This window comes from Pseudomonas fluorescens (assembly GCF_902497625.1).
GTDB lineage: Bacteria > Pseudomonadota > Gammaproteobacteria > Pseudomonadales > Pseudomonadaceae > Aquipseudomonas > Aquipseudomonas fluorescens_BQ.
Genome location: NZ_CABVGX010000022.1, coordinates 42,179 through 68,842, shown reverse-complemented (window position 1 = coordinate 68,842; position 26,664 = coordinate 42,179). Strand labels below are relative to the sequence as shown.

Annotated in this window: 26 protein-coding genes; 15 read left to right on the top strand and 11 right to left on the bottom strand. The window is 58.9% G+C overall.

Going from position 1 to position 26,664, the window contains the following annotated elements:
* Positions 1-29: 29 nt before the first annotated feature.
* The 3 genes from F8N12_RS15105 to F8N12_RS15095 all read left to right on the top strand — a co-directional run bounded on the left by F8N12_RS15105 (position 30) and on the right by F8N12_RS15095 (position 3,681).
* Positions 30-1,088, top strand: a complete 1,059-nt coding sequence (locus F8N12_RS15105) for a PA0069 family radical SAM protein (protein ID WP_150581150.1) — start codon at positions 30-32, stop codon at positions 1,086-1,088.
* Positions 1,089-1,331: 243 nt separating this feature from the next.
* Positions 1,332-2,063 (top strand): carbonic anhydrase, encoded by a 732-nt coding sequence (locus tag F8N12_RS15100; RefSeq protein ID WP_150581149.1) that lies wholly within the window; start codon positions 1,332-1,334, stop codon positions 2,061-2,063.
* Positions 2,064-2,154: 91 nt separating this feature from the next.
* Positions 2,155-3,681, top strand: coding sequence for a SulP family inorganic anion transporter (locus F8N12_RS15095; RefSeq protein ID WP_150581148.1), 1,527 nt, complete (start codon positions 2,155-2,157; stop codon positions 3,679-3,681).
* Between the two features lie 125 nt (positions 3,682-3,806).
* Here F8N12_RS15095 and F8N12_RS15085 read toward each other — a convergent pair whose 3' ends face one another.
* Positions 3,807-4,457, bottom strand: coding sequence for a hypothetical protein (locus F8N12_RS15085; RefSeq protein ID WP_150581147.1), 651 nt, complete (start codon positions 4,455-4,457; stop codon positions 3,807-3,809).
* Positions 4,458-4,827: 370 nt separating this feature from the next.
* On the opposite strand from F8N12_RS15085, the gene coxB reads away from it, so the two are divergent.
* The 4 genes from coxB (at position 4,828) to F8N12_RS15065 (ending at position 9,207) form a co-directional block, all read left to right on the top strand.
* Positions 4,828-5,955, top strand: coding sequence for a cytochrome c oxidase subunit II (gene coxB, locus F8N12_RS15080; RefSeq protein WP_150581146.1), 1,128 nt, complete (start codon positions 4,828-4,830; stop codon positions 5,953-5,955).
* Positions 5,956-6,037: 82 nt separating this feature from the next.
* On the top strand, positions 6,038-7,624 hold the full coding sequence (ctaD, locus tag F8N12_RS15075; protein WP_150581145.1) for a cytochrome c oxidase subunit I: 1,587 nt from the start codon (positions 6,038-6,040) through the stop codon (positions 7,622-7,624).
* Between the two features lie 118 nt (positions 7,625-7,742).
* Entirely contained in the window at positions 7,743-8,294 is a 552-nt protein-coding gene (locus F8N12_RS15070; RefSeq protein ID WP_150581144.1) for a cytochrome c oxidase assembly protein, read from the top strand.
* Between the two features lie 25 nt (positions 8,295-8,319).
* The gene (locus tag F8N12_RS15065) at positions 8,320-9,207 is read left to right on the top strand and encodes a cytochrome c oxidase subunit 3 (RefSeq protein ID WP_150581143.1); all 888 of its coding nucleotides are present in this window, start codon (positions 8,320-8,322) and stop codon (positions 9,205-9,207) included.
* 40 nt (positions 9,208-9,247) lie between these two features.
* On the opposite strand, the gene F8N12_RS15060 is transcribed toward F8N12_RS15065, so the two are convergent.
* Positions 9,248-9,451 (bottom strand): twin transmembrane helix small protein, encoded by a 204-nt coding sequence (locus F8N12_RS15060; RefSeq protein WP_150581142.1) that lies wholly within the window; start codon positions 9,449-9,451, stop codon positions 9,248-9,250.
* 71 nt (positions 9,452-9,522) lie between these two features.
* Between F8N12_RS15060 and F8N12_RS15055 the strand changes: the two genes are divergently transcribed.
* Genes F8N12_RS15055 through F8N12_RS15035 form a run of 5 tightly spaced genes read left to right on the top strand, consistent with a single transcriptional unit; the run spans position 9,523 to position 13,431 of the window.
* Positions 9,523-10,263, top strand: coding sequence for an SURF1 family protein (locus F8N12_RS15055; protein WP_150581141.1), 741 nt, complete (start codon positions 9,523-9,525; stop codon positions 10,261-10,263).
* The gene (locus F8N12_RS15050) at positions 10,229-10,822 is read left to right on the top strand and encodes a hypothetical protein (RefSeq protein WP_150581140.1); all 594 of its coding nucleotides are present in this window, start codon (positions 10,229-10,231) and stop codon (positions 10,820-10,822) included. Before F8N12_RS15055 ends, F8N12_RS15050 begins: the two co-directional genes overlap by 35 nt.
* A gap of 10 nt (positions 10,823-10,832) precedes the next feature.
* Positions 10,833-11,912 (top strand): COX15/CtaA family protein, encoded by a 1,080-nt coding sequence (locus F8N12_RS15045; RefSeq protein WP_150581139.1) that lies wholly within the window; start codon positions 10,833-10,835, stop codon positions 11,910-11,912.
* The gene (gene cyoE, locus F8N12_RS15040; protein WP_150581138.1) at positions 11,900-12,799 is read left to right on the top strand and encodes a heme o synthase; all 900 of its coding nucleotides are present in this window, start codon (positions 11,900-11,902) and stop codon (positions 12,797-12,799) included. Before F8N12_RS15045 ends, cyoE begins: the two co-directional genes overlap by 13 nt.
* The gene (locus F8N12_RS15035) at positions 12,796-13,431 is read left to right on the top strand and encodes an SCO family protein (RefSeq protein WP_150581137.1); all 636 of its coding nucleotides are present in this window, start codon (positions 12,796-12,798) and stop codon (positions 13,429-13,431) included. The genes cyoE and F8N12_RS15035 overlap by 4 nt, the downstream gene beginning before the upstream one ends.
* Before the next feature lie 144 nt (positions 13,432-13,575).
* Here F8N12_RS15035 and F8N12_RS15030 read toward each other — a convergent pair whose 3' ends face one another.
* The 3 genes from F8N12_RS15030 to F8N12_RS15020 all read right to left on the bottom strand — a co-directional run bounded on the left by F8N12_RS15030 (position 13,576) and on the right by F8N12_RS15020 (position 16,100).
* The gene (locus F8N12_RS15030; RefSeq protein ID WP_150581136.1) at positions 13,576-14,346 is read right to left on the bottom strand and encodes a MetQ/NlpA family ABC transporter substrate-binding protein; all 771 of its coding nucleotides are present in this window, start codon (positions 14,344-14,346) and stop codon (positions 13,576-13,578) included.
* 72 nt (positions 14,347-14,418) lie between these two features.
* Complete coding sequence (locus F8N12_RS15025) at positions 14,419-15,093, bottom strand: methionine ABC transporter permease (protein WP_150581135.1); 675 nt, start codon at positions 15,091-15,093, stop codon at positions 14,419-14,421.
* The gene (locus tag F8N12_RS15020) at positions 15,093-16,100 is read right to left on the bottom strand and encodes a methionine ABC transporter ATP-binding protein (RefSeq protein WP_150581134.1); all 1,008 of its coding nucleotides are present in this window, start codon (positions 16,098-16,100) and stop codon (positions 15,093-15,095) included. Before F8N12_RS15020 ends, F8N12_RS15025 begins: the two co-directional genes overlap by 1 nt.
* 262 nt (positions 16,101-16,362) lie before the next feature.
* Here F8N12_RS15020 and katE point away from each other — a divergent pair, with 262 nt between their 5' ends.
* Positions 16,363-18,501, top strand: coding sequence for a catalase HPII (gene katE, locus F8N12_RS15015; RefSeq protein ID WP_150581133.1), 2,139 nt, complete (start codon positions 16,363-16,365; stop codon positions 18,499-18,501).
* Between the two features lie 136 nt (positions 18,502-18,637).
* Here the strand turns inward: katE and F8N12_RS15010 are convergent, their stop codons facing one another.
* From F8N12_RS15010 to zur, 4 genes are read right to left on the bottom strand one after another with little or no spacing between them, the layout of a single operon-like run.
* On the bottom strand, positions 18,638-19,354 hold the full coding sequence (locus F8N12_RS15010) for a PA5502 family lipoprotein (protein WP_150581132.1): 717 nt from the start codon (positions 19,352-19,354) through the stop codon (positions 18,638-18,640).
* Positions 19,355-19,391: 37 nt separating this feature from the next.
* Positions 19,392-20,180, bottom strand: coding sequence for a zinc ABC transporter permease subunit ZnuB (gene znuB / locus F8N12_RS15005; RefSeq protein ID WP_150581131.1), 789 nt, complete (start codon positions 20,178-20,180; stop codon positions 19,392-19,394).
* Positions 20,173-20,958: a zinc ABC transporter ATP-binding protein ZnuC gene (znuC, locus tag F8N12_RS15000; RefSeq protein ID WP_150581130.1), complete on the bottom strand. Its 786-nt coding sequence runs from the start codon at positions 20,956-20,958 to the stop codon at positions 20,173-20,175. The genes znuB and znuC overlap by 8 nt, the downstream gene beginning before the upstream one ends.
* On the bottom strand, positions 20,958-21,440 hold the full coding sequence (gene zur, locus F8N12_RS14995) for a zinc uptake transcriptional repressor Zur (protein ID WP_028619883.1): 483 nt from the start codon (positions 21,438-21,440) through the stop codon (positions 20,958-20,960). The genes znuC and zur overlap by 1 nt, the downstream gene beginning before the upstream one ends.
* Before the next feature lie 66 nt (positions 21,441-21,506).
* Between zur and F8N12_RS14990 the strand changes: the two genes are divergently transcribed.
* Complete coding sequence (locus F8N12_RS14990; RefSeq protein WP_150581129.1) at positions 21,507-22,427, top strand: zinc ABC transporter substrate-binding protein; 921 nt, start codon at positions 21,507-21,509, stop codon at positions 22,425-22,427.
* 62 nt (positions 22,428-22,489) lie between these two features.
* Here F8N12_RS14990 and F8N12_RS14985 read toward each other — a convergent pair whose 3' ends face one another.
* Both F8N12_RS14985 and F8N12_RS14980 read right to left on the bottom strand, forming a co-directional pair.
* Positions 22,490-23,440, bottom strand: coding sequence for a homoserine kinase (locus F8N12_RS14985; protein ID WP_150581128.1), 951 nt, complete (start codon positions 23,438-23,440; stop codon positions 22,490-22,492).
* 58 nt (positions 23,441-23,498) lie between these two features.
* Positions 23,499-23,789: a DUF2782 domain-containing protein gene (locus F8N12_RS14980; RefSeq protein WP_150581127.1), complete on the bottom strand. Its 291-nt coding sequence runs from the start codon at positions 23,787-23,789 to the stop codon at positions 23,499-23,501.
* Positions 23,790-23,863: 74 nt separating this feature from the next.
* Between F8N12_RS14980 and polA the strand changes: the two genes are divergently transcribed.
* Entirely contained in the window at positions 23,864-26,635 is a 2,772-nt protein-coding gene (polA, locus tag F8N12_RS14975; RefSeq protein ID WP_150581126.1) for a DNA polymerase I, read from the top strand.
* Positions 26,636-26,664 lie beyond the last annotated feature (29 nt).

The following is a 26,664-nucleotide window of genomic DNA, read 5'->3' as shown; positions in this document are numbered from 1 at the left end:
TATTTACATACAGCCCGAGAGTTCTATTCATGATCCCGCCATTGCCCCCCCGCGGCCGCGGCACAGCGACCAATCCGCACAACCGCTTTGCCCCCAATCGCACCGTGGCCGAGGACGACGGCTGGTATCAGGAAGTACCGGCGACGCAAGGCACCGAGGTGCGCATCGAGACAGCGAAAACCATCATCACCCGCAACAGTTCGCCAGATCTGCCATTTGATCGCTCAATCAATCCCTACCGGGGCTGCGAGCACGGCTGCATCTACTGTTATGCCCGGCCAAGTCATGCCTATTGGGACATGTCACCTGGCCTGGATTTCGAGACGAAACTGATCGCCAAGACCAACGCCGCCGACGTTCTGGAAGAACAGCTTTGCAGACGCGGCTATCAATGCGCACCCATCGCACTGGGCACTAATACTGATCCATATCAGCCGATCGAACGCGAACACCGGATTACCCGCAAAACCCTCGAAGTGCTGCTGCGCTATCGTCACCCGGTCACCATTGTCACCAAGGGCTCGCTGATCCTTAGGGACCTGGACCTGCTGACCGAACTCGCCGAGAAACGCCTGGTGGCTGTGATGATCAGCCTGACCACGCTGGACGACGAGCTGAAGCGGATTCTCGAACCTCGCGCAGCAGCACCCAAGGCACGATTGCGGGCGATTCGCGTGATGCGTGCGGCGGGTATTCCGGTCGGAGTGTTGTGTTCACCGATGATTCCGATGATCAATGACAGCGAACTCGAAAGTTTGCTGACACAAGCCCACGCCGCCGGTGCGCAGAGTGCCGCCTACATGATGCTTCGCCTGCCTCTGGAAGTAGCGCCGCTGTTCGAAGAATGGCTGGCGGCGCATTACCCTCAGCGCGCCGCTCACGTGCTGAGCCTTATCCGCCAAAGCCGCAGCGGCGAACTCTACGACAGCCGTTTTGGTACACGCATGCGCGGGGAAGGGCCATTTGCCGATCTGTTGGCGCAACGTTTCGCCAAAGCCATAAAGCGACTGGGGATCAATCAGCGTGAAGACTACAACCTGGACTGCAATTCGTTTTGTCCGCCGGGTCGCCAGATGTCACTGATTTAAGGACAATGTACCGATCGTTGAGTAACGGTAATATCGCTTGGACACTACGCCAGTCACGATTTTTGTGACCTGGAACACACGTTCTAGAGCGGTTTATTCAGTTTGAGTTAAGTTTCGACAGCTACCGTGTTCATCGAGTGACTGACGGGTCGAAGGTTAAGACCCGCTTGTTGTTTAACAGCCACTGGCTTCCAACCGGACAATAAGGGAACCTTCCCTGACTCCGCTCAAGAGGATGAATTCATGAGTGACAAGGATAAACAGCCGTTGGCTGCGTCGGCTTCAGCCCAATCAGAGGCGGAGACCGCCGATGCAGCGCTGAAGCATATCGTTGACGGCTTTTTGCATTTTCATCACGAAGTCTTCCCTCAGCAGGAAGAGCTTTTCAAGAAACTCGCCACGGCCCAGAGCCCACGAGCGATGTTCATTGCCTGTGCAGATTCGCGCATCGTGCCTGAACTGATCACCCAAAGTGCCCCTGGCGACCTGTTTGTCACCCGCAACGTTGGTAACGTCGTGCCGCCTTACGGACAGATGAACGGTGGTGTGTCGACAGCGATCGAGTACGCGGTACTCGCGCTAGGCGTGCAGCACATCATCATTTGCGGACATTCCGATTGTGGCGCCATGCGTGCGGTGCTCAACCCGCAAAGCCTGGAAAAAATGCCGACAGTCAAAGCCTGGCTGCGCCACGCCGAAGTGGCCAAAACCATGGTCTCGGAAAACTGTAACTGCGCGAACGAAAGCGAAAGCATGCACATACTCACCGAAGAGAATGTGATCGCTCAACTTCAACATCTGCGCACGCATCCCTCGGTCGCATCGCGCATGGCCAGCGGTCAGCTGTTCATCCATGGTTGGGTCTACAGCATTGAAACCAGCGAAATCAAAGCTTACGACGCGGATCAGGGTTGTTTCCTGCCGCTCGATGGCAGCCATCCGATTCCGGTGGCGACGCCCAAAGCGCGCTTCTAAATCCTCCTAAACACCCAGTGTCGTAGAGCCGTGGCTGCCAATTGAGCAGCACGGCTTTGCCATGCCTGAAGAAAATTTCGGGAGAATCATCATGCGTGCTGCGCAACTCAAAGCTGTTTTACCACGGGAGCTGCTGGCTTCAGTGGTTGTCTTTCTGGTCGCCCTGCCCTTGTGCATGGGAATTGCAATCGCCTCGGGGCTTCCGCCAGCCAAAGGCCTGATCACCGGCATCATCGGTGGATTAGTGGTGGGCTGGATCGCCGGGTCGCCACTTCAGGTCAGTGGGCCGGCCGCAGGCCTGGCCGTGCTGGTATTCGAACTGGTACGCCAGCATGGGATCGACATGCTCGGGCCGATTCTGCTGCTGGCGGGTTTCCTGCAACTGATCGCCGGGCGCCTGAAACTGGGCTGCTGGTTTCGCGTGACGGCACCTGCGGTGGTTTACGGCATGCTGGCCGGGATCGGCGTGCTGATAGTGCTATCCCAAGTGCATGTGATGCTTGATGCAGTGCCCAAGCCATCGGGGCTGGATAATCTGACCGCATTCCCGGCGGCCGTAGCTCAGGCATTGCCGTCATTTGGCTGGCAGGCCGGTCTGCTCGGCTTGTCGACCATCGCCGTGATGTATCTCTGGGAAAAACTGCGCCCGCACTCTTTACGCTTTGTGCCCGGAGCCTTGCTCGGTGTCGGGCTGGCGACCATCGCCAGCCTGGTGCTGGCACTGCAGGTAAAACGTGTGGAAGTGCCTGCGAATCTCACAGAAGCCATCGATTGGTTGAAACCTGCGGATCTGCTCAACCTGGCTGACCCGACTCTGTTGATTGCCGCTTTCGCCGTGGCGTTTATCGCCAGCGCCGAGACTTTACTGTCGGCGGCCGCCGTAGACCGCATGCACAGCGGCCCGCGCTCCGATTTTGATCGGGAGTTGTCCGCGCAAGGAGTCGGCAACATGCTCTGCGGCCTGCTCGGCGCACTGCCGATGACCGGTGTGATCGTGCGCAGCTCGGCCAACGTGCAAGCCGGCGCCACCACGCGCATGTCGACGATCTTCCACGGCCTCTGGCTGCTGGCTTTCGTGTTACTGCTGTCGAGCGTGCTGCAAAGCATCCCGGTCGCGAGCCTGGCGGGCGTTCTGGTGTACACCGGCTTCAAACTGGTCGATTTGAAAGTTTTCCGCGGCCTGGGCCGTTATGGGCGCATGCCGATGTTCACTTACGCCGCAACTGCACTGGCAATCATCTTCACCGACCTGCTGACTGGCGTGTTGATCGGCTTTGGTCTGACCCTGGCAAAACTCGCCTGGAAAGCTTCTCGACTGAAGATAAGCCTGATCGATTTGCCCCGGGAAGGCGAGATGGAGCTGCGCCTGATGGGTGCTGCAACCTTTCTGAAAGTGCCGGCGTTGACGCAAGTGTTAGGGACAATTCCTGCGGGCGCGACCGTTCATGTACCGCTCAATAATCTGAGCTACATCGACCATTCGTGCCTGGAATTGCTGGAGGACTGGGGACGGGCCAACGCGGCGAAGGGTTCGACGCTATTGATTGAGGCACGCGGGCTGAAGCGCAGGCTGGAGGGGCGTTTGCGCACCACCACCGGCGTCGGTTCAGCGGCATAAAAAACAAATGGATGGTGGGAGCGGGCTTGCTCGCGAAAGCGAAGTGTCAGTCGACATCAACGTTGAATGATCGACCGCATTCGCGAGCAAGCCCGCTCCCACAGGGGTATCGGTAGTCCTGAATGTCAGGCAGCCGGCTGATCCAGCTCCAGACCCACTCCCAAACGGCGCGACATGCACGGCCAGCGTTTCCACGCGGCACCAGTGTCGGGGCTGCTCAGTTTGTCACGGTAGGCTTCCACCGACTCCAGCGCAAAGCTCTCGTCGTCGAGCATTTGGTCTACTGCGTGATGCACGGCCTCATCGAGCTGGTTGGCGAACTCTTCGCCGATCAACTGGTGAGCAATCAGATTGGCCACCGTCATGTCCAATGGGATCAACGGCTGGCCAAAATGTTTGATGTACAGGTCGTTGACCTCTTCAACAAATCGATGCGCCAGGTACGCTTCATCCAGCAGGCCGTCGAGACCGACGTGACCGGTCATGATAGTCGGTGGTTGAAGGAAATATTGCTCGGCGATTTTCAGCACCGGTCTGATCTGCGATTCGATGCCCGCTTCCTTTGCCACTTCATTGGCCGCATCCAGCAGATCAGGCACTTCATCGATGTAAGCGGCGACAAAACGCGACAGCACGCCACTGGCATCGGCTTCCGGTAATTGGATCGAAGGGTGTAGATGAGGCAGTTTGCTTTCCAGCTGACGGGTTAACAGGCCGGTCTCGGCTTCGTGTTTTTGGGCTTTTTGGATCTGCTCGCGCAATGCGGCGGTGTTCATGAAAACTCCAGGAAACAAAGGCAATGAAATAGGAAAGACATAACTTAGCTGGCTTACGAAAAATGCTAAGACGCATTTGTCATAATTGTTTCATCCTTGAGACATCTCCGTTATATCCATTTGCCGCCACTCGTCTGCATCCTTCTCCATTCGTGACCTTGAGCGCAAGTCTCAGGCATTGCAGATCATTTGCGCGGCCACATTGCGAGGAGCCGGTCGCTGTCTATACTCGGGTTGGAATGGAGTTAGCTGATGACGCCCGACTGCACACGCAGCAAGGCCCGGCAATCAAGTTCGTAGTCTGAGACAGCCGCTCCCTTGCCGCAGGTGAAAGCCGGCGGGATAACAAGAACGATAAGGGGAACCCGCAATGATGCGACATCCACATGTCTGGATGGGCCTCCTGTTGTGGTCAATTTTCAGCCCTGCGCACGCCGCATGGACTGTGAATATGGCGCCGGGAGCGACTGAAATCAGTCACGCAGTATTTGACCTGCACATGATCATTTTCTGGATCTGTGTGGTGATCGGCATCATCGTCTTCGGCGCCATGTTCTGGTCGATGATTCTCCACCGTCGCTCGACCGGGCAGGTGGCCGCAAAATTTCATGAAAACACGACCGTAGAAGTGCTCTGGACCATCGTGCCCCTATTGATTCTGGTGGTCATGGCGGTGCCTGCGACAGCGACCCTGATCCAGATGTATGACAGCAGCGAGCCGGATATCGATATCCAGGTCACGGGCTATCAGTGGAAGTGGCACTACAAATACCTGGGTCAGGACGTCGAATTTTTCAGCAACCTGACCACCCCCGCCGATCAGATCCACAACAAGGAAGCCAAGGGCGAGCACTATTTGCTCGAGGTCGACAAGCCGCTGGTGCTGCCGATCGGCGCCAAAGTGCGCTTCCTGGTGACCTCCGCCGACGTGATCCACTCTTGGTGGGTACCGGCCTTTGCGGTCAAACGCGATGCCATTCCCGGGTTCGTCAATGAAGCCTGGACCCGGGTCGAAAAACCCGGGATCTACCGCGGCCAGTGTGCCGAGCTGTGCGGCAAGGATCACGGCTTCATGCCGATCGTGGTCGAGGTCAAGGAACAGGCCGATTACGAAAAATGGCTCGGCGAGCGCAAGGCTGAAGCTGCGCAGCTGAAGGAGCTGACCAGCAAGGAGTGGACCCTCGACGAACTCAAGGAGCGCGGCGACAAGGTCTATCACACCACTTGCGTGGCTTGTCACCAGGCTGAAGGTCAGGGGCTGCCGCCGATGTTCCCGGCGCTCAAAGGCTCGAAAATTGCCACCGGCCCGATCAAGGATCACTTGAATATTGTCTTCCACGGCAAGCCCGGCACGTCGATGGCGGCGTTCGGCAAGCAGCTCTCGGAAGTCGATATCGCGGCTGTCGTGACATACGAACGCAACGCCTGGGGCAACAACAAGGGTGACATGGTCACGCCGAAGGAAGTGTTGGAACTGAAACAGGCGGAAAGCAAATGACCCGGTCCATTGCGCACCTCAGGAACCGGTCGGGCCAATGCGCCCCGGCCTGCCCAGCCCATCTGTTTACAGGAGACAAGCCATGAGCGCCGTCATCGATGACCACGGTCATGTCGAACACGCCCACGGCCCAGCGAAAGGCCTGATGCGCTGGGTCCTGACGACCAACCACAAGGATATTGGCACGCTGTATTTGTGGTTCGCGTTCACCATGTTCCTGCTCGGCGGCTCGTTTGCCATGGTGATCCGCGCCGAACTGTTCCAGCCCGGACTGCAAATCGTCCAGCCGGAATTCTTCAACCAGATGACCACCATGCACGGCTTGATCATGGTGTTCGGTGCGGTGATGCCAGCCTTTGTCGGGCTGGCCAACTGGATGATCCCGCTGATGATCGGCGCGCCGGACATGGCCCTGCCGCGCATGAACAACTTTAGTTTCTGGCTGTTGCCGGCGGCATTCGGGATGTTGATTTCGACCTTGTTTACCGCCGGTGGCGGGCCGAACTTTGGCTGGACGTTCTACGCGCCGCTATCAACGACTTACGCCCCGGAAAGCGTGACGTTCTTCATCTTTGCCATCCACCTGATGGGCATCAGTTCGATCATGGGCGCGATCAACGTGGTCGCGACCATTCTCAACCTGCGCGCCCCCGGCATGACGTTGATGAAAATGCCGCTGTTCGTCTGGACCTGGCTGATTACTGCGTTCCTGCTGATCGCAGTGATGCCGGTGCTGGCCGGGTGCGTGACGATGATGCTGATGGACATCCACTTCGGCACCAGTTTTTTCAGTGCCGCCGGTGGTGGTGATCCGGTGTTGTTCCAGCATGTGTTCTGGTTCTTCGGCCACCCCGAGGTGTACATCATGATCCTGCCGGCCTTCGGCGCGGTGAGCTCGATTATTCCGGCGTTTTCGCGCAAGCCGTTGTTCGGCTACACCTCAATGGTCTACGCCACGGCGGCGATCGCGTTCCTTTCGTTCATCGTTTGGGCGCACCACATGTTCGTGGTCGGCATTCCGCTGGTGGGCGAATTGTTCTTCATGTACGCAACCATGCTGATCGCGGTGCCCACCGGGGTGAAAGTGTTCAACTGGGCCAGCACCATGTGGCAGGGCTCGCTGACTTTCGAGACGCCGATGCTGTTTGCCGTGGCGTTCGTGATTCTGTTCTCCATCGGCGGTTTCTCCGGCCTGATGCTGGCCATCGCCCCGGCGGATTTCCAGTATCAGGACACATACTTTGTGGTCGCGCACTTTCACTACGTGCTGGTGCCCGGAGCAATTTTCGGGATTTTTGCGTCGGCCTATTACTGGCTGCCGAAATGGACCGGCCACATGTATGACGAAACCCTCGGCAAACTGCATTTCTGGCTGTCCTTCATCGGCATGAACATGGCGTTCTTCCCCATGCACTTTGTCGGCCTGGCCGGCATGCCGCGGCGGATCCCGGACTACAACCTGCAATTCGCCGATTTCAACATGGTCTCCTCGATCGGCGCTTTTCTGTTCGGTGCCACGCAGATCTTCTTCCTGTTCATCGTGATCAAGACCATCCGCGGCGGCGCACCTGCACCAGCCAAGCCGTGGGATGGCGCGGAAGGTCTGGAGTGGAGCGTGCCATCGCCGGCGCCGTATCACACCTTCACCACGCCGCCGGAAGTGAAATGAAACGCTATGCCTTTGTGGGAGTGAGCCTGCTCGCGATGAACTCGATGCGGTGTGCCAGGTACACCGCTATCGCGAGCAGGCTCACTCCTACAGGGGTTAGTGTTGAGGATATGGAATCATGACTGATTCAATCTCGTTGAAAAAACTCGTCACGCGCCTGCTGCTTGTGGTGGTGGCCATGTTCATCTTTGGTTTTGCCCTGGTGCCGATCTACGACGTGATGTGCAAGGCGTTCGGCATCAACGGCAAGACCGGCGGGCAGTATGAGGGCGAACAGACGGTCGACACCTCGCGCCAGGTGCGCGTGCAGTTTCTGTCGACCAACTCCGCCGACATGACGTGGAATTTCTACCCAAAGAGCGATGAGCTGACCGCCAATCCCGGTGCAGTCAACGAGATGGTCTTCATCGCCCACAACCCCACCGATAAGCCAATGAGTGCCCAGGCCGTGCCGAGCATCGCGCCGAGCAACGCCGCCGCCTATTTTCACAAGACCGAATGTTTCTGCTTCACCCAACAAGTGTTGCAACCCGGTGAGCGGATCGAGATGCCTGTGCGGTTCATCGTCGATCGCGACATGCCCAAGGAAGTGAAGCACCTAACGCTGTCCTACACGCTGTTCGATATCACTGCCCGACATCCTCCGGTAGCAGTCAACACTGGCGGCTGAGCGTGCCCGATAAGGAGAACAATAAATGGCAACTCATGAGCATTATTACGTCCCGGCGCAGAGCAAATGGCCAATCATCGCCACGATTGGCCTGTTCACCACGGTGTTTGGCCTGGCGACCTGGTTCAATGATCTGAAGGCCGCCCGCCCGGAGTCCAATGGCCCGTTGATTTTCTTCGTCGGCAGCCTGCTGGTCGCATACATGTTGTTCGGCTGGTTCGGCACTGTGATCAAGGAGAGCCGTCAGGGCTTGTACAGCCCGCAAATGGATCGCTCGTTCCGCTGGGGCATGGGTTGGTTCATTTTCTCCGAGGTGATGTTCTTTTTCGCCTTCTTCGGCGCGTTGTTTTATGTGCGCGTACTCGCCGGTCCGGCGTTGGGGGGTGAAGGGCCCAAGGGCGTGGCGCACATGCTCTGGCCGGCATTCGAGTTCACCTGGCCGCTGCTGAACAACCCGGACCCGAAACTATTCCCTGCACCCAAGGATGTCATCAGCCCGTGGGGCTTGCCGCTACTCAACACGGTGTTGCTGGTGAGCTCCAGCGTAACCATTACTTTCGCCCACCACGCCCTGAAAAAAGGCCATCGCGGTGCGCTGAAACTCTGGCTGGCCGTTACCGTTTTGCTGGGCTGCGCGTTCCTCGGCTTCCAGGTCGAAGAATATGTGCACGCCTATAAAGAGCTGGGCCTGACCCTGGGTTCCGGCATTTACGGCGCGACCTTCTTCATGCTCACCGGCTTCCACGGCGCCCACGTGACCATCGGCACCATCATTCTGTTCGTGATGCTGATGCGCATTCTGCGCGGGCACTTTGACAATGAGCACCAGTTTGGCTTCGAGGCGGCGAGCTGGTATTGGCACTTCGTGGACGTGGTGTGGATCGGCTTGTTCTTCTTTGTTTATGTGCTTTAGAAGCAGCTGCAAGCCGCAAGCTCCAAGCCGCAAGTTGCAGCTACCAGGGGACCTGGGACACCAACTGGCCGCTGAAGAATCCCCAGGCGATCAAGCCCACGGTAATGGCGGCCAGGGCCACACGGACACTCAAGGCAATGACGAGGCGATTCGAACTGCTGTCGTCCTTGACCAGAAAAAACAGGCCGCTGAACAGGCTGACAACCGTGGCAATCAGCATCAGGCCGATGACTGTTTTGAGCATGGCAGGACTCCCGGGGGAAAGGCGATGCACTTGAGTATAGCTATCGCGACCAACGACTTTCTGGCGACGTCATGAAGCGCTTTCGGCCGGGTGTCGTGCCCACTTTGGTGGTAGCGGTCCTGCTGCCGTTGATGGTGGTGCTTGGAGGCTGGCAACTGAGTCGGGGCGCGGAAAAAACCGCGCTGCTGCATACCTATGCCGAACGCCGGGTAGCCGAACCGATGGCGAGCAACGCGCTGCTGCATAGCGAAGACCCGGCCTTCCGCCGCGTGCGTTTGCACGGCCAGTTCGATGCTGCGCACAGCCTGTTACTGGACAACCGCCAGCGGGGCGGCAAGGTCGGCGTGGAATTGCTGCAACCGTTTCAGGATCAAGCGACCGGGCTCTGGATACTGGTCAATCGCGGCTGGCTGCCTTGGCCGGATCGGCGCACACCGCCGCAATTCACCACGCCTGAACTCGCCGTGAGTCTCGACGCCTGGGTTTACGTACCGCCCGGGGCGACGTTCCAGCTGCATGCCGACCCGAGCAGCGCCACTTGGCCGCAACTGGTCACCGCCATCGAGCCGGCCCGGCTATGGGCGACGCTCGAACGTGAAGGTTTTGCCCACGAATTACGCGCTGAACCCGGCGCCGTCACGTATCAGGCTGATTGGCCGGTCGTGGCCATGGGCCCGGAAAAACACCTCGCTTATGCCGTGCAATGGTTCGCCATGGCGATCGCCCTGCTCGGCCTCTATCTCTATCTCGGCTGGCACAACGCAAAGGAGAAACACCATGGGAGCGACCATGAATCCACCCAGCATGTCTGAGGCGAAAACGCCGCTGAACCGGCGCAAGGGCCGCTTGCAGTTGTTGCTGATTCTGCTCGGCGTCATCGGCCCGATGATCCTCGCGACCGGCATGTACAAGTTGCAGTTCTGGGTGCCGGAGGGCCGCAGTTATCACGGGGAACTGATCGGCAATGGCCAGACCCGCGCCGACCTTGGCGTGCACGCGCAGGAGGAGCGCTGGCAATTGTTGGTCACTGCTCCAAAAGGCTGCTCGGTGGACTGTCAGCAACTGGTGTATATGGCGCGACAAATCCAGATCGGCCTTGGCCGTGAAGCTGGACGCGCCACCCACGCACTGGCCGCGGCGCAACCGCTCAGCAGTGACTACGACGCCAAGCTGACGCGCGAGTATCCGCAATTGCAGCGTTATCCACTGGATCTCACCACGTTCAGCAAGGCCACGGGCGATCAGGCGGTGCCGCAGCTGTGGATCATCGACCCTCACGGCAATCTGGTGCTGCGCTACGAGCCGACGGTCAAAGGCAAGGACCTGCTCAACGACCTGCGCCACCTGTTGAAACTGTCGAACATCGGATAAGGGCATCGTCATGGCCAAACCTGGATTTCGCCTCGCGCTATTTGCCACGTTGCTGGCACTGATTGTCGTATTGCTCGGCGCCTACACACGCCTGACCCACGCCGGACTAGGCTGTCCGGACTGGCCTGGGTGTTATGGCTTTATCAGCGTGCCCAAAAGCGAAGCCCAACTGGCGCATGCCGAACTGCATTTCCCGGACGCACCGGTCGAGGCTCACAAGGGCTGGAACGAGATGATCCATCGCTACTTCGCCGGCACTCTCGGCCTGCTGATTGCGGTGCTGGCCGGACGCGCCTGGATGCATCGGCGTGATCCCGGCCAACCGGTGAAGTTGCCGTTGTTTGTGCTGGCGGTAGTGATTGCGCAAGCGGCGTTCGGCATGTGGACGGTGACACTCAAGCTGTGGCCCCAAGTGGTCACCGGGCATTTGCTTGGCGGTTTCGCGACCTTGAGTCTTCTGTTTTTGCTGACCTTGCGGTTGTCTGCCGTACTGCCGGCGCTCACCGTGCCCCGACGTTTGCAACACTGGGCGACGGCCGCCCTGCTGCTGGTGATCGGGCAGATCGCCCTCGGCGGCTGGGTGAGCTCCAACTATGCGGCGGTGGCCTGTATCGATTTCCCGACCTGCCACGGCGAATGGCTGCCACCGGCTGACTTCGCCAACGGCTTTCATTTGACCCAACACATCGGTCCCAACTACCTCGGCGGGCAACTGGACAGCGATGCACGCACGGCGATTCATTTGACTCACCGTATTGGCGCGCTGCTGGTGACGCTGGTGCTACTGGGTCTGGCGTGGCAGCTGAAAGTGGTCGGCATGAGCCGTCTGGCCAAACTGGTGCTGATTGCTCTGGCTGTGCAAATCATGCTCGGCATCAGCAACGTGCTGTTTCATCTGCCGCTGCCGGTGGCGGTCGCACATAACGCCGGTGGCGCCGCGCTGTTGCTGACGATGGTGCTGGTCAATTATCACGCGCGAACCAGCCTGGTTCGGGTCAAGCAACAACGCTTTGCTCGCTGGCGATTCAGCCCGCGCAAACATTCGGCCGGGCCCATAACAATAAAAGGAGAAATGCCATGGCGACTCTGATTGGCGAACGACATAGCCAGGCGATCTGGCGTGATTACCTTGAGCTGACCAAGCCGAAAGTCGTGGTGCTGATGCTGATCACCTCGCTGGTCGGCATGTTTCTGGCAACTCGCGCCGGGGTCCCCTGGACGGTGCTGGTGTTCGGCAATATGGGCATTGCCCTATGTGCGGGTGGCGCGGCGGCGGTCAATCATGTGGTCGACCGGCGCATTGATGCAGTGATGGCGCGCACGCATAAACGTCCCTTGGCTGAAGGCCGGGTCTCACCCGCCGCCGCGCTGACCTTTGCATTGGTACTGGCGCTGCTGGGGCAAGCCTTGCTACTGACCTTCACCAACCCACTGACGGCCTGGCTGACCCTTGCCTCACTGCTCGGTTACGCGGTGGTGTACACCGGTTTCCTCAAGCGCGCGACGCCTCAAAATATCGTCATCGGCGGCCTCGCCGGTGCCGCACCACCGCTCCTGGGGTGGACCGCTGCCACCGGTCATGTCAGCGCCGAACCGCTATTGCTGGTGCTGATTATTTTTGCCTGGACCCCTCCGCACTTCTGGGCGCTGGCCATCCATCGCAAAGAGGAATACGCCAAGGCCGACATTCCCATGCTGCCGGTCACCCATGGCGAGCACTACACCAAAGTCCACATTCTTCTTTACACCTTTGTGCTCCTGGCCGTGAGCCTGCTTCCATTTGTGATCCACATGAGCGGCATGCTCTACCTGATCTGCGCACTGGCACTCGGCGCGCGGTTTCTGCAATGGGCCATCGTGCTGTACCGTGGCACTCGGCCGCACGCGGCGATCAACACCTTCAAGTACTCTATCTACTACTTGTTCCTGCTGTTCATCGCGCTGCTCGTAGATCACTACTTACTGTTGAACCTATGACCCGAACCCAGAAAACCGTCTTCATCCTCGTCGCCCTGGTCGCACTGATTCTCGGCCTGACCATCAACAAAGTACTGTCCGGCAAAGGCCAGGGCGACCCGACGGCGCTGATCGACGCCGGCATTATCCTGTTGCCGCAAAGCCGCAACCTTCCTGATTTAAAGATGACCGATCAGGACGGCAAACCGGTGCTGGTCAACGAGTTGAAAGACAAGTGGAGCCTGCTGTTCTTCGGCTACACCTTCTGCCCCGACATCTGCCCGACCACCCTCGCCCAGCTGCGTCAAATAAAAAGCGAACTGCCGGCAGACGTCAGGGACAAATTGCAGATCGTCCTGGTCAGTGTCGACCCGAATCGAGATACGCCCAAGCAACTCAAGCAGTACCTGGGCTATTTCGATCCGCAGTTCATTGGCCTGACGCCGACCTCGATCGAAGACCTGCAAAAGTTCGCCAACGCGGTGAGCATTCCGTTTATCCCGGCAGACACCAGCAAGCCCAATTATACGGTTGATCACAGCGGCAACCTGGCAGTGATCGGCCCGGACGGCACGCAGCGCGGGTTTATTCGGGCGCCGTTGAATAACGTGAAACTGGTGGCGCAATTGCCGGTGATGCTGAAGCGTCAGTAACGACACACACTTGTAGGAGCCGGCTTGCTGGCGATAGCGATTTCACCGACGCCATCGCCAGCAAGCCGGCTCCAACAGGGTCCGTATTTTCAGGCATAAAAAATGGGGCGCAATCGATGCGCCCCATTTTTTTAACGCATCAAATCAGAACGCCGGCACGACCGCGCCTTTGTACTTCTCGATAATGAACGCTTTGACTTCCGGGCTGTGCAACGCGGCGATCAGCTTCTGCATTGCAGCGCTGTCCTTGTCTTCCGGACGCGCCACCAGGATGTTCACGTACGGCGAATCGCTGCCTTCGATGACCAATGCATCCTTGGCCGGATCAAGTTTGGCTTCCAGCGCGTAGTTGGTGTTGATCAACGCCAGGTCAACCTGAGTCAGCACACGCGGGATGGTCGCGGCTTCCAGTTCACGGAATTTCAGGTCCTTGGAGTTCTCGGTGATGTCCTTGACGGTCGAGAGGATATCGCTGGAGTTCTTCAGTTTGATCAAGCCAGCCCGCGCCAGCAGCAAGAGTGCGCGGCCGCCGTTGGTGGCGTCGTTCGGGATCACCACATTGGCGCCGCCAGGCAGTTCGGTCAGCGACTTGTACTTGCTTGAGTAAGCGCCCAATGGCTCCAGGTGCACACCGGCAATCGAGACCAGACTGGTGCCCTTGGCCTTGTTGAACTCATCGAGGTACGGCTGGTGCTGGAAGAAGTTGGCGTCAAGGCGTTTTTCGGCCACTTGCACGTTCGGCTGAATGTAGTCGGTAAAGACTTTCACCTGCAGATCCACGCCCTCTTTAGCCAAAGCCGGTTTGACGAATTCCAGGATTTCCGCGTGCGGGACAGGGGTGGCCGCGACAGTCAGCGTGTCGGCGTGGGCGGAAAACGCGGCAACGGCGGCCAATGCGACGAGTAATTTTTTCATTCAGCTAACTCCATGTGGATGCCCGTTTGGCACCTGCCAGCGAATGGCCGGCTTATGCTTTTCATTAAAAACTTATTTACGTGAGAAGTGGACGACCAGCTTGTCACCTACGGTTTGCAGCACTTGAACCAGCACCAGCAACAACACCACGGTAACGACCATTACGTCCGTCTGGAAACGCTGATAGCCGAAGCGGATCGCCAGGTCACCCAAGCCGCCCGCGCCGACGACACCCGCCATGGCAGTGTAGGAAACCAGTGTAATCGCTGTCACCGTAATCGCTGCGAAGATGCCGGGGCGCGCTTCCGGCAGCAGCGCATTGGTGATGATCTGCCGCGTGGTGGCGCCCATGGCCTGGGTCGCTTCGATGATGCCGCGATCAACTTCACGCAGGGCGGTTTCCACCAGTCGCGCAAAGAACGGCGTGGCGCCCACCACCAGTGGCGGGATGGCGCCCGCAACGCCCAGGGACGTACCGGTAATCAGCACCGTGAACGGAATCATCACGATCAGCAAAATGATGAAGGGCAGCGAACGCAGAATGTTCACCGCCAGCGACAGCATCGCGTAAATGCCTTTGGCCTCGAGCAACTGCCGCGGGCTGCACAGGAACAACAGCACGCCCAGAGGCAGGCCCAGCAGCACGGTGAACAGCAGTGAACCGAACAACATGAGCAGCGTGTCGCCGGTGGCCAGCCAGATTTCGAACCAGTCGATATTGGCGAAGAATGTGGTAAGGGCTTCCATCAGCGCAGCACCTCCATGTGGACATCAGCCGCGGTGAAACGGGCAAATGCCGCCTCCATATCGCCACCGGTGACCGCCAGGGTCAATTGGCCGTAAGGCACGTCTTTAATGCGGTCGATACGACCGGCGAGGATGCTGTAATCCACACCTGTTTCGCGAGCGACGGTGCCGAGCAATGGCGCGTAGGTTGCTTCGCCCTGGAACGTCAGGCGCACGATCCGGCCGGGTACGTGAGCGAAGTCATCGCGTTGCTCGCTCTCATCGATTTGCTCGCTTTCCTGCACGAAGCGCTTGGTAGTCGGGTGTTTCGGATGCAGAAACACTTCAGCGACCGAGCCTTGCTCGACGATCACACCCGCGTCCATCACCGCGACCTGATCGCACACGCGGCGGATCACGTCCATTTCATGGGTGATCAGCACGATGGTCAGCTTCAGCTCACGATTGATCTCGGCCAGCAGTTGCAGGACCGACGCAGTGGTCTGCGGGTCCAACGCGCTGGTGGCTTCGTCGCACAACAGAATTTTCGGTTTGGTCGCCAACGCGCGGGCGATGCCGACGCGCTGCTTCTGCCCGCCGGACAATTGCGCCGGATACTTTTTGGCGTGGTCAGACAGGCCGACTCGCGCCAGCAGCTCTGCGACGCGCAGGTCGATCTCGCTACGGGACAGTTCACCGGCCAGGGTCAACGGCAGGGCGACGTTATCGGCCACGGTCTTGGAGGCCAGCAGATTGAAATGCTGGAAGATCATCCCGACCTGCTGACGGAAACGCCGCAAGCTGTTGGCATCCAGCGCGGTGACTTCTTCGCCGTCGACGAAAATCTTGCCGCCGCTTGAGTTTTCCAAGCGATTGATCAGACGCAGCAGGGTACTTTTCCCTGCACCGGAATGGCCAATCAGACCAAAGACCTGACCGTTCTCAATCGTCAGACTGGTCGGATGCAGGGCGGGGATATCCCTACCGGCGACGCGGTAGGTTTTGTGGACGTTTTGAAACTCGATCACGTAGCGAACCTTGTGGGGCGCGTTGGAAAAGGGTCAGCGGTTAGCCGGGCGCGCATTTTAGCCTGTCCGTATAGAGGTTCTTAGCATTTATTTCGCATTGATCCTGCCATTTGGCAATAACGCGATCAAAGGTAAGAAAAAAGGAACGCCGTAAAAGGTCGTCAGTCACTAATAAAGCAACTCACACCGCCCCGGTGCCGTGATCGGGGAATGGACCAGCATCCTGGCTACGACGGGAATCGCAACGAGGAGTTTACGACTGATGAGTACGAAAAAACCTGCCGCCCCAACAAGCGCGCTGGCCGGGACCGACACCCTGGACCGCAGCAACACTAATACCAAGCTGGAAAGTCTGGAACAGTTCCGCTCCGATGCCACCGATCAGGCCCTGCGCACTAACCAGGGTGTAAAGATCGCCGATAACCAGAACACCCTGAAAGTCGGAGCCCGCGGCCCATCGCTGCTGGAAGATTTCATCATGCGTGAAAAAATCACGCACTTTGACCATGAACGCATTCCAGAGCGCATCGTGCATGCCCGCGGTACTGGCGCTCATGGGTACTTTCAGACGTACGAAAATCATTCCGCACTGACCAAGGCCGGTTTTCTGCAAGACCCTGGGAAAAAAACCCCGGTGTTCACGCGCTTTTCCACGGTGCAGGGTCCACGCGGCTCGGGCGACACCGTGCGCGACGTACGCGGTTTTGCCGTTAAGTTTTTCACCGACGAAGGTAACTTCGATCTGGTCGGCAACAACATGCCGGTCTTCTTCATTCAGGACGCGATCAAGTTTCCTGACTTCGTGCACGCGGTAAAACCTGAACCGCATAACGAAATCCCTACCGGCGGCTCGGCCCACGATACCTTCTGGGATTTTGTCTCGCTGGTGCCGGAATCGGCGCACATGGTTATCTGGGCGATGTCCGACCGGGCGATCCCGAAAAGCCTGCGCAGCATGCAGGGCTTCGGTGTGCACACGTTCCGTCTGATCAACGCCGAAGGCAAATCGCGCTTCGTCAAATTCCACTGGCGTCCGTCTGCCGGTACCTGCTCGCTGGTCTGGGATGAAGCCCAGAAACTCGCGGGTAAGGACACCGATTACCACCGTCGCGACCTGTGGGAAGCGATCGAGATGGGCGACTATCCGGAATGGGAACTGGGCGTGCAGATCGTCGAGGAGGAAAACGAACATTCCTTCGACTTCGACATCCTCGATCCGACCAAAATCATTCCAGAGGAAATCGTTCCGATCACCCCACTGGGCAAAATGGTGCTCAATCGCAATCCGGACAATTTCTTCGCAGAAGTCGAACAGGTCGCGTTCTGCCCTGGCCATATTGTCCCGGGCATTGATTTCTCCAATGATCCGCTACTGCAGGGTCGGCTGTTTTCCTACACCGATACGCAGATCAGCCGACTGGGCGGGCCGAACTTTCACGAGATCCCGATCAACCGTCCGGTCGCCCCGTTCCACAATGGTCAACGGGATGCGTTGCATCGCACCACGATCGACAAGGGACGTGCTTCCTACGAGCCGAACTCCATCGATGGCGGCTGGCCGAAAGAAACTCCGCCGGCGGCTCAGGATGGCGGTTTCGAGTCGTATCCAGAGCGCATCGACGCGAACAAGATTCGTCAACGCAGCGAATCGTTCAGTGACCACTTCTCGCAAGCGCGGCTGTTCTTCCACAGCATGAGCAAGCACGAGCAGGAGCACATCATCGCGGCTTACAGCTTCGAGCTGGGCAAAGTCGAGCGCGAGTACATCCGTGCCCGTGAAGTGAACGAGATTCTCGCCAACATCGACCTGGAACTGGCGGCTCGTGTTGCCAAAAACCTTGGCCTGCCAGCACCAAAAGCAGGCACTGTCGATGTGCCGAAAACCTCTCTGGACCGTTCGCCGGCGCTTAGTCAGGCCAACCTGCTGCCGGGCGATATCAAGACGCGTAAAGTTGCGATTCTGGCGGCTAATGGCGTCGATGGCGCGGCAATCGACGCGATGAAAGCTGCGCTGAAAGCTGAAGGCGCGCATGCCAAACTGCTCGGCCCTACCTCGGCGCCGGTGACCACGGCTGACGGCAAGGCACTACCCGTTGATGCGTCGATGGAAGGCATGCCGTCCATTGCGTTCGATGCGGTGTTTGTGCCGGGCGGCGCGGCGTCTATCAAGGCGTTGAGCGGTGATGGCGTCGCGTTGCACTACGTGCTCGAAGCGTACAAGCACCTGAAAGCAATCGCCCTGCATGGCGAGGCCAAGCAGTTGCTGGATGTGCTGAAACTGGAAGTCGATGCGGGACTGGTCGTGGGGACGGATGCGAGCTTGATCAAGCCGTTCTTCGCTGCAATCGCGCAGCATCGGGTCTGGGATCGCGAACCTAAAGCCAAGGCTGTTCCGGCTTAAGGTCATGCTGCGATAGCACGGACGCTTTCGCGAGCAGGCTCGCTCCCACAATTCATCTCAGTGGCTCACAAAATTGTGTAAGCCGGAGGTCAAATGTGGGAGCGAGCTTGCTCCGGGCAGCTTTCCGACGATGCTCTTACGGTTTACGCGGACTCAATACCATCTGCGCCGGAATATTGCGCAACAACTGCTTCTCCAGATTCAGCTCGAACGCCGAATCCAGCTTTTTCACACGCTTGTTCAGCAATGTCGTCAACCAAGGGAAATCCTGGTTGCGCGGCGCCTGAATACTCACATCACACTGGTAATTCACCACGTCGGCCGCAATCGCGTCCAACTGCCGGCGAAGCTTGGCCATGTCAGTAAGATTCAATGCCACCGTAGTGCTTTCTGCAGTCGGATCGATCACTTTCGCCGGCGGCTTGGCTTCGGCTGCTTGAAGTGCAGCTTCAGCTTTTTCCAGCTCGGCTTTGCGTGCCTCAGCAATGGCTCCGTTTACTCCGCCAGTCAGCGCCGGTGCCTTGGGCATCAATACCCGCGCGCGGCTCAGTGCTGTCGCGGCCGCGTTGACATCGCCTTTCTGCAGAACGATCTGGCTGCGGCGCAGATAGGCTTCAGCCAATTGCCGCTGGTATTGCTCTAGGGATTGATCATTCGGTGATTCGGCCTGCAAAGCGGCCAACTGCCCTTCGGCGGTGGCCAGCTCACTGCTGGCCAGGCTTTGCTCCAGCTGCGCGATGGCCGTGGCCCGCGCATCGGGGGCTTCAATGGCCGCCGGCGGCGTGCTTTGACAGGCACCCAGCAGCAGAGAAAATGCGACAAGGAGCAGATAACGGGAGGCGAACGGCTTCATTCCTGCGACTCTCTATTTGCGCAAAAAACGAGCAAGTCTACACCCCTCGACGGGGCAGAACAAAACTCAGCAAAAACAATGCGGCCGCCGCCACCACAATCGATGGCCCGGCCGGGGTGTCCTTGAACCAGGACAAGGCCAGCCCGCCACACACCGCGAGCATGCCCAGCAGGCTCGCGCCGAGTGCCATCTGCTCGGGCGAACGGGCGTGACGCTGCGCCGCAGCGGCCGGAATGATCAACAGCGAAGTAATCAGCAACACGCCGACGATTTTCATCGCCACCGCAATGACCACCGCGATCAGCAACATCAATACCAGGCGCAAGGCCGGTACCGGTAAACCTTCCACTCTTGCCAGCTCTTCATGAACGGTGACTGCCAGCAACGGGCGCCACAACACCACCAACAACCCCAAGACTGCCGCGCTGCCGCCGAGAATCCACGCCAGGTCGGTCGGACTGATCGCCAGTAAATCGCCGAACAGATAAGCCATCAGGTCAATCCGCACTTCGTGCATGAAGCTTAGTACCACCAAGCCCAAAGAGAGCGTGCTGGGTGCGAGAATTCCCAAAAGCGTGTCGGACGCCAGCGGCTGGCGCTGTTGCAAGGTGACCAACAACACCGCCAGGAGCAGACAGCCTACGGTCACCGCCACCGTCGGGCTGACGTCCAGCAGGAAGCCCAAGGCCACGCCGAGCAATGCTGCATGGGAAAGGGTGTCGCCAAAATAGGCCATGCGCCGCCAGACCACGAATGATCCCAACGGCCCAGCGACCAGCGCCAAGGCCAGGCCTGCAAGCAGGGCGTAGAGCAGAAAATCAGCCATGCTTGCAGCCATCTCCGTGAACGTGGGGTTGGGCCGCCGGGGCCGTAGTGACAACCGAGCCATGCAGATCGTGGGCATGATCGTGATGGTGGTGATAAATCGCCAGGCTTTGCGCGTTCTTGCCGAACAGCTCGACGAACGCCGGGTCGCCGCTGACTTGCTCTGGGTGTCCGGAGCAGCAAACGTGGCGATTGAGGCAAACCACCTGGTCGGTGGTGCTCATCACCAGATGCAAATCGTGTGAGACCATCAACACGCCGCAGCCGTGACGGTCGCGCAACCGGGTAATCAGGCTGTAGAGCTCGGCCTGGCCGGCGACGTCGACACCTTGTACGGGTTCGTCCAGCACCAGCAGCTGCGGCTCGCGCAACAGCGCCCGGGCCAGCAGCACCCGCTGCATTTCACCACCGGATACACTTTGCACCGGACTGTCGATCACGTGCTCGGCACCAACTTCCCTCAGCGCAGCCAAAGCGCGGGGGCGATCGACTCCCGGCACCAATCGCAGGAAGCGCAGCACCGACAGCGGCAACGTCGGATCGACGTGGAGTTTTTGCGGCATATAACCAACGCGCAACTTTGGCCTGCGCCAGACGCTGCCGTTGTCGGGCTTCAACAAGCCGAGCACGGCGCGCACCAAGGTGGTCTTGCCGGCGCCGTTAGGGCCGATCAAGGTGACAATCTGCCCCGGCTCAACGCTCAGCTGAATATTATCCAGCACGTTTTGCCCGGCGAACGTGACGGTCACCTGCTCGAGACGGATCAGCGCATTGCTCATCAAGCCCCCTGACAGCCCGAGCAGAGACCGACCACTTCGACCGTCTGGCTTTCCACTATGAATCCGACATCCAGGGCGCTGCTGACAATGGCGTCGCTGATGGATTTCTGCTCCAGCTCAATAGCGGCGTGGCATTCGCGGCAGATCAGGAACTGGCCCTGATGCGCATGCTCCGGGTGATTGCAGCCGACAAAGGCATTCAGCGAAGAGATGCGGTGAACCAGGCCGTTTTCCAGGAGGAAATCCAGTGCGCGGTAGACAGTCGGCGGCGCGGCACGGCGACCGTCCTGCTCGCTGAGCACGGCAAGGATATCGTAGGCGCCCAACGGCTTGTGACTTTGCCAGACCAATTCCAGCACCCGCCGACGCAGTGCGGTCAAGCGCAGGCCTTGACGGGCGCACAAGGCATCGGCCTCCGACAGAGCGCTGTGAACGCAATGAGAGTGGTCGTGGGGACGGCTGGCTATCGGAGTTTTTGGCATGGGCGGCGACGAGTTTTGTGAGAGACGTTATTATGTTACCCGTTCTCGCCTCTTCGAGTGGTCATCGTGTCCCGACTTTTTTCTGTGTTTGTCGCTTTTCTCGCAAGTTTTTTACTGATTGGCTCAGCCCATGCCGAGGTCAGGGTCCTGACCAGCATCAAGCCGCTGCAGCTGATTGCTGCGGCCGTGCAGGACGGCGTGGCGATTCCGGAAGTGCTCTTGCCGCCAGGTGCATCACCGCATAACTACGCGCTGCGCCCTTCCGACGTACGGAAGGTGCAGTCGGTCGATCTACTCTATTGGATCGGTCCGGACATGGAAGGCTTCATGCCCCGCGTGCTCAACGGGCGCACGTTGCCGAGTGTTGCCGTCCAGGATCTTCCAGGCATGAAACTTCGCCGTTTCGCCGCAGATAGCCACTCTCATTCAGAAGAAGCTGATGACCATGACCACGATCATCGTCCTGGCACCCTTGATGCGCATCTGTGGTTATCCCCGATCAATGCTCGGGTCATCGCAGCGAAGATGGCGATTGACATGAGCGCCGTCGATCCTGCCAACGCAGCGCGTTATCAGAGCAACCTGAAAGCATTCGAGGAGCGGCTGGATGCACTGGACCTGCGTTTGAAGGCACGCTTGGCGGGGATCGCGGGCAAGCCGTATTTCGTTTTCCACGAAGCGTTCGACTACTTCGAAGAAGCTTACGGCCTCAAGCACACCGGCGTGTTCAGTGTTGCCGCCGAAGTCCAGCCCGGTGCGCAGCACGTGGCGGCGATGCGCACTCGATTGCAAGAAGTGGGCAAGACGTGCGTGTTCAGTGAGCCGCCATTGCGCCCGCGACTGGCAGAAACGCTGGTGGCGGGTTTGCCGGTGAAACTGGCGGAACTGGATGCGTTAGGCGGATACACGCCAGCCACTGCTCAGGGCTATGAACAGGTCCTGGAGAAATTGGGGAATGATCTGGCGGGGTGCCTGGAGTCGCTTTAAATTTTCCGATGATTGTGTGGCGAGGGGGCGGTGCGACGTTTCGCCAAGCCCCCTCGCCACAATTAAAGGGCGAAAGGCAGCGGTGTGCTGACCTTTTGCCGCTGCGCCAACCGCCGCTGAAACTCCTGCGGGTCATGAATCAACACGTCCTGGCCGGCAAACGACTGCGCCGCAATCAGGCGCGACAACCAGAATCGCACACACGACACGCGCAGCATGGTCGGCCACAATTCGGCCTCGGCTGCCGTGAACGGCCGCAGTGCCGCGTAAGCCCCCAGCAACGCCCTCGCCCGCGGTCCGTCGATAATGCCATCGTCGTCCGAACACCAGTCATTCAGCGCAATAGCTACGTCGTACAGCATCGGACCCGAGCAGGCGTTGTAGAAATCGATCAGCCCGGTCAGGTGCGTGCCTTCGAACATGGCATTGTCGCGGAACAGATCGGCGTGAATATTCGCGCGTGGCAATGCCAGGATTCTTGCTTTCTGCTGTGCAATTTCTTCCAGCGCCCGCTGCAACAGAGCTTGCTGCTCGTCATTCAGATGCGACAGTAGCTGCGTGCCCTCTTCCTGCATCCAGTCCAGCCCACGATCGGTTTTACGCTTGATCATGTTGTCGCGCGTCGCCAGGTGCAGGTGACCCAGCAACTCGCCGACCTGTACGCAATGCTGCGCATTGGCCTGCTTGATGTGTTTACCGGCCAGACGCGGCTGCAACAGGGCAGGTTTGCCGGCGAGCTCACGCAGGGCGACACCGTCGGTAGTGCGCAACGCGTAAGGCACCGGCAGATCGGCGCCGTGCAGCACGTCGAGCAGCTCGATGAAAAACGGCATTTCCTGGACCGGACCACGCTCAACCAGCGTCAGGACGAATTCGCCCTGCTCCAGGCTGATAAAGAAATTGGTGTTTTCGCTACCGGCGGCAATCCCCTGGAAATCAAGCAGGCGGCCGAGCCCGTAGGGGGCGAGAAAGGTTTCCAGCTCAGGCCGAGCCAGCGGGGTGAACACAGACATTTTTAAACTGCCAGTACGGGCGTCGCTGCCTGAGCCAACGCCGGTTGAAGTTAAGAAACTATTTCCACTCGAAGATCTTCCACGACGGAATCAGCATATCCGGCTGATCCGAGCGGATGAAGTTTGCATCGGTACCGTCCGCACGCACCAGAAAATAAGGCGGCGCGCCCTTCGGCGTGACCTTGATCGCGTACAGGAATCCGTTTTGGCGGTACTCCTGAATAACCTTGTCCCCTTCCGTGCGGATCGTGACTTCAGGTTCGGATGTCGGCGCATCATCGGCAGCCATGACAGCCAGCGGTGCGATTGCAAACAAGCCAGCCAGCAGCAAGCGATTTAGTGTGCGCATGATAACCTTGTCCCTTTGTCGTCAATGGTCCCGCTATTCTAGCGCCGGACCCGCCGAAAAGGTTGATCGTGCTCATGAGCCAAGCCCCCCTCGTCCTGGTGGACGGTTCTTCTTACCTCTATCGCGCCTTCCACGCGCTGCCACCGCTGACCACGTCCAGAGGCCTGCCGACCGGTGCGGTCAAAGGCGTATTGAACATGCTCAAGAGTCTGCGCAAGCAGTACCCGGACAGTCCGTTCGCCGTGGTGTTCGACGCCAAGGGTGGGACGTTTCGCGATGACATGTACGCCCAATACAAGGCCAACCGGCCGAGCATGCCTGACGACATGCGTGTACAGATCGAGCCGCTGCACCAGAGCGTCAAGGCTCTGGGCTTCCCCTTGCTGTGCGTCGATGGCGTCGAGGCCGATGACGTGATCGGCACCCTCGCCCGCAGCAGCGCGGCGGCGGACCGACCGGTGGTCATCTCCACCGGCGACAAGGACATGGCGCAACTCGTTGACGGGCACATTACCTTGGTCAACACCATGACCGGTAGCGCGCTGGACGTAGACGGCGTGAAGGAGAAATTCGGCGTCGCTCCCGAGCAGATCATCGATTATCTGGCACTGATGGGCGATTCTTCCGACAATATCCCGGGCGTGCCAGGCATTGGGCCTAAGACTGCGTCTGGTTTGCTGATGGGCGTCAACGGTGGCCTGAAAGAGCTTTACGAGCAGCTCGACATCGTGCCGACGCTGCCGATTCGCGGCGCAAAAACTTTACCGGCCAAGCTTGAAGAGCACCGCGAGATGGCTTTCCTCTCGTACCAACTGGCGACGATCAAAATCGACGTGCCGCTGGATATCGGCCTCGATGACCTGCAGATGGGCCAGCCCGATCACGACAAGCTCGCCGAGCTCTACGCCCTGCTGGAATTCAAAAGCTGGTCCGACGAAAATCAGCGCGATGCCAAGCGCTCCGGTCAGGAGATTGTCGAAGTCGCCGAGGCGCAGCCGGCGGACGCTGTCGAAGCCCGATACGAAACCATCCTCGATCAGGCGCGCTTCGATGTCTGGCTGGACAAGCTCGACAAGGCGCCGCTGATCGCTATCGTCACCGAAACCAACGGTATCGATGCGCAACACGCGCAATTGGTGGGGCTGGCGTTTTCCGTTTCAGCCAACGAAGCGGCCTACATTCCGCTGACTCATTCCTACATGGGCGTGCCGGATCAGCTGGACCGCGACAACGTGCTGCGGGCCCTCAAGCCGCTGCTGGAAAACCCGCAGAAGCTGAAAGTCGGCCAGCACGCCAAGTTCGAAACCAACATCCTCGCCAACTGCGCGATCGGTGGCGATCAGGCTAACGGGATCCTCGTCCAGGGTATTGCCTACGACACGATGCTCGAGTCCTATGTGCTTGATTCGACCGCCACCCGTCACGACATGGACAGCCTGGCGCTGAAATACCTGGGTCAGAGCAAAACCGATATCCAGGACATTGCCGGCAAAGGCGTCAAACAACTGAGTTTCGATCAGATTTCGCTGGAGCTGGCCGGTCCTTATGCGGCAGAAGATGCTGATGTCACGTTCCGTTTGCACCTTGCCCTGCAGGAAAAACTGGCAGCGACGCCGAGTCTGAACAAAGTGCTGAACGAAATAGAAATGCCATTGATGCCGGTGCTGGCGCGGATCGAACGTCAGGGGGCGCTTGTCGATGCCAACCTGTTGGGCATCCAGAGCGTCGAATTGGGCGAGAAACTGGTGGCACTGGAGCGTGAAGCCTTCGCTATCGCCGGCGAGGAGTTCAATCTCGGCTCACCCAAGCAACTGGGCGTGATCCTTTACGAGAAACTCGGTTTGCCGGTACTCAGCAAAACCGCCAAGGGCCAGGCGTCTACCGCTGAAGCGGTGCTCTCCGAATTGGCCGAGCAGGATTATCCGCTGCCTAAAGTGCTGATGCAGTATCGCTCGCTGAGCAAGCTCAAGAGCACGTACACCGACCGCCTGCCAGAACAGATCAACACGCGCACCGGCCGTATCCACACGACTTATCAACAGGCCGTCGCCGCCACCGGACGCTTGTCGTCGATCGATCCCAACCTGCAGAACATCCCTATCCGCACTGCCGAAGGCCGACGGATTCGGCAGGCTTTTGTCGCGCCGAAAGGTTACAAACTGTTGGCCGCTGACTATTCGCAGATCGAACTGCGGATCATGGCGCACCTGGCCAAGGATGAAGGTTTGCTGCACGCCTTCCGTAACGACCTTGATGTGCACAGGGCCACCGCAGCGGAAGTGTTCGGGGTTGCGCTGGCGGACGTCAGCAATGATCAGCGCCGGAGTGCCAAGGCGATCAATTTCGGGTTGATCTACGGCATGAGCGCATTTGGTCTGGCCAAGCAGATCGGGGTGGATCGCAAGCAATCCCAGGCGTATATCGACCGTTACTTTGCCCGCTATCCCGGCGTGCTGGAGTATATGGAGCGCACTCGTGCGCAAGCTGCCGAGCAAGGCTTCGTTGAAACCATCTTCGGCCGCCGCCTGTATTTGCCGGAAATCAATGCGAAGAACCCGGCCTTGCGCAAAGGCGCCGAACGCACCGCGATCAACGCGCCGATGCAAGGCACCGCAGCTGACATCATCAAGAAAGCCATGGTGGCTGTGGATAACTGGCTGACGTTGTCCGGTCTGGACGCCAAAGTCATCCTGCAGGTGCACGATGAATTGGTGCTCGAAGTGCGTGAAGATCTGGTCGACAAGGTTCGCGAGGAAATTCGTCTGCACATGAGCGAGGCAGCGAAGCTTGATGTGCCGCTGCTGGTCGAAGTAGGTGTGGGAAACAATTGGGACGAAGCACATTGATCGTGCTTTCGTAGGAGCGAATTCCGGAA

Excerpts from the sequence above, each read along its gene's own strand:
- F8N12_RS15105 (WP_150581150.1), top strand. The coding sequence starts at position 30 with ATGATCCCGCCATTGCCCCCCCGCGGCCGCGGCACAGCGACCAATCCG.
- F8N12_RS15100 (WP_150581149.1), top strand. The coding sequence starts at position 1,332 with ATGAGTGACAAGGATAAACAGCCGTTGGCTGCGTCGGCTTCAGCCCAA.
- F8N12_RS15095 (WP_150581148.1), top strand. The coding sequence starts at position 2,155 with ATGCGTGCTGCGCAACTCAAAGCTGTTTTACCACGGGAGCTGCTGGCT.
- F8N12_RS15085 (WP_150581147.1), bottom strand. The coding sequence starts at position 4,457 with ATGAACACCGCCGCATTGCGCGAGCAGATCCAAAAAGCCCAAAAACAC.
- coxB (WP_150581146.1), top strand. The coding sequence starts at position 4,828 with ATGATGCGACATCCACATGTCTGGATGGGCCTCCTGTTGTGGTCAATT.
- ctaD (WP_150581145.1), top strand. The coding sequence starts at position 6,038 with ATGAGCGCCGTCATCGATGACCACGGTCATGTCGAACACGCCCACGGC.
- F8N12_RS15070 (WP_150581144.1), top strand. The coding sequence starts at position 7,743 with ATGACTGATTCAATCTCGTTGAAAAAACTCGTCACGCGCCTGCTGCTT.
- F8N12_RS15065 (WP_150581143.1), top strand. The coding sequence starts at position 8,320 with ATGGCAACTCATGAGCATTATTACGTCCCGGCGCAGAGCAAATGGCCA.
- F8N12_RS15060 (WP_150581142.1), bottom strand. The coding sequence starts at position 9,451 with ATGCTCAAAACAGTCATCGGCCTGATGCTGATTGCCACGGTTGTCAGC.
- F8N12_RS15055 (WP_150581141.1), top strand. The coding sequence starts at position 9,523 with ATGAAGCGCTTTCGGCCGGGTGTCGTGCCCACTTTGGTGGTAGCGGTC.
- F8N12_RS15050 (WP_150581140.1), top strand. The coding sequence starts at position 10,229 with ATGGGAGCGACCATGAATCCACCCAGCATGTCTGAGGCGAAAACGCCG.
- F8N12_RS15045 (WP_150581139.1), top strand. The coding sequence starts at position 10,833 with ATGGCCAAACCTGGATTTCGCCTCGCGCTATTTGCCACGTTGCTGGCA.
- cyoE (WP_150581138.1), top strand. The coding sequence starts at position 11,900 with ATGGCGACTCTGATTGGCGAACGACATAGCCAGGCGATCTGGCGTGAT.
- F8N12_RS15035 (WP_150581137.1), top strand. The coding sequence starts at position 12,796 with ATGACCCGAACCCAGAAAACCGTCTTCATCCTCGTCGCCCTGGTCGCA.
- F8N12_RS15030 (WP_150581136.1), bottom strand. The coding sequence starts at position 14,346 with ATGAAAAAATTACTCGTCGCATTGGCCGCCGTTGCCGCGTTTTCCGCC.
- F8N12_RS15025 (WP_150581135.1), bottom strand. The coding sequence starts at position 15,093 with ATGGAAGCCCTTACCACATTCTTCGCCAATATCGACTGGTTCGAAATC.
- katE (WP_150581133.1), top strand. The coding sequence starts at position 16,363 with ATGAGTACGAAAAAACCTGCCGCCCCAACAAGCGCGCTGGCCGGGACC.
- F8N12_RS15010 (WP_150581132.1), bottom strand. The coding sequence starts at position 19,354 with ATGAAGCCGTTCGCCTCCCGTTATCTGCTCCTTGTCGCATTTTCTCTG.
- znuB (WP_150581131.1), bottom strand. The coding sequence starts at position 20,180 with ATGGCTGATTTTCTGCTCTACGCCCTGCTTGCAGGCCTGGCCTTGGCG.
- znuC (WP_150581130.1), bottom strand. The coding sequence starts at position 20,958 with ATGAGCAATGCGCTGATCCGTCTCGAGCAGGTGACCGTCACGTTCGCC.
- zur (WP_028619883.1), bottom strand. The coding sequence starts at position 21,440 with ATGCCAAAAACTCCGATAGCCAGCCGTCCCCACGACCACTCTCATTGC.
- F8N12_RS14985 (WP_150581128.1), bottom strand. The coding sequence starts at position 23,440 with ATGTCTGTGTTCACCCCGCTGGCTCGGCCTGAGCTGGAAACCTTTCTC.
- F8N12_RS14980 (WP_150581127.1), bottom strand. The coding sequence starts at position 23,789 with ATGCGCACACTAAATCGCTTGCTGCTGGCTGGCTTGTTTGCAATCGCA.
- polA (WP_150581126.1), top strand. The coding sequence starts at position 23,864 with ATGAGCCAAGCCCCCCTCGTCCTGGTGGACGGTTCTTCTTACCTCTAT.